We start from the raw sequence: 860 nt of genomic DNA, 5'->3' as shown, positions 1-860 counted from the left end.
ACGAGCGGCATGGTTCGCGCACGCGTCCGGGTGCCACCCTCCCAGGTTGTCACGACGCCGAACGTCGCGATGCCTGCGGCGGGCTTTGCTGCGACCTGATCTGCAAACTCACGCAATGCGCCGACGTTGATCCCGTTGCCGGGAGTTCCTTTAATGTTTGTGTTCATTTCTCGTTCCCCCATTATGTGTTACGCCCGGCCATCACGCCGCCGTCAACGTCCCAGATTGCGCCCGTCACCCATGCTGCCTTGTCCGACAACAGGAAGAGGATGACCTCGGCGACGTCTTGTGGCGTCCCAACCCTGCCGATTGGGTGGAAGCTGTTGAATCCCTGTAAGGCGCCATGAACCTCGGCCTTGGGTATGAATCCCTCGTAAATCGGCGTTTCGACAACCGCCGGAGAAACGGCATTGACCCTGATTTGTTTGGATGCCAGCTCCATCGCAAGGTGCTGGGTCAGCGAATGCAAACCTGCTTTTGCCATCGAATACGCGGACGACGGCGTAGCCGCAATCGCCTGCTTGCCCCACATCGAGCCGATGTTCACAATGGCGCCGGGACGCTCGCTGGCCACGAGATTGGCCACGACTTTTTGTGTGATGAAGAAGAACGCTTTATTCAACGTCAAATATTGTTCGTAATCACTTTCCGTGTGCTCAAGAAACGCCTTCGGGAAGAACACCCCAGCCGCGTTGACCAGAAGATTGATGTCCTTGTGGTGTTCATCGATGGTATGCAGGAGTCGCTTCACATCTTCGGCTCGCGAGAGATCGGCAGTCAGGGCGGTCACGGTGCCCAACGACGACAGCGCCTTGCGGGCCTCTTCGGCCTTGTCTTCACGGTGACCGACGATGACGACG

1 protein-coding gene is annotated in these 860 nt (G+C 58.0%); it reads right to left on the bottom strand.

Translation table 11 applies throughout. The features are described from left to right. Nucleotides 1-181 precede the first annotated feature (181 nt). Nucleotides 182-860 (bottom strand): SDR family NAD(P)-dependent oxidoreductase (locus tag C4K88_RS18040; RefSeq protein WP_104122818.1); only part of this gene is annotated, 679 nt, incomplete at its 5' end.

Origin of the sequence: Arthrobacter pityocampae, from assembly GCF_002927275.1 — a bacterium.
Lineage (GTDB): Bacteria > Actinomycetota > Actinomycetes > Actinomycetales > Micrococcaceae > Arthrobacter_D > Arthrobacter_D pityocampae.
The sequence above is the reverse complement of the archived record's forward strand: the minus strand, read 5'-3'. Positions and strand labels throughout refer to the sequence as shown.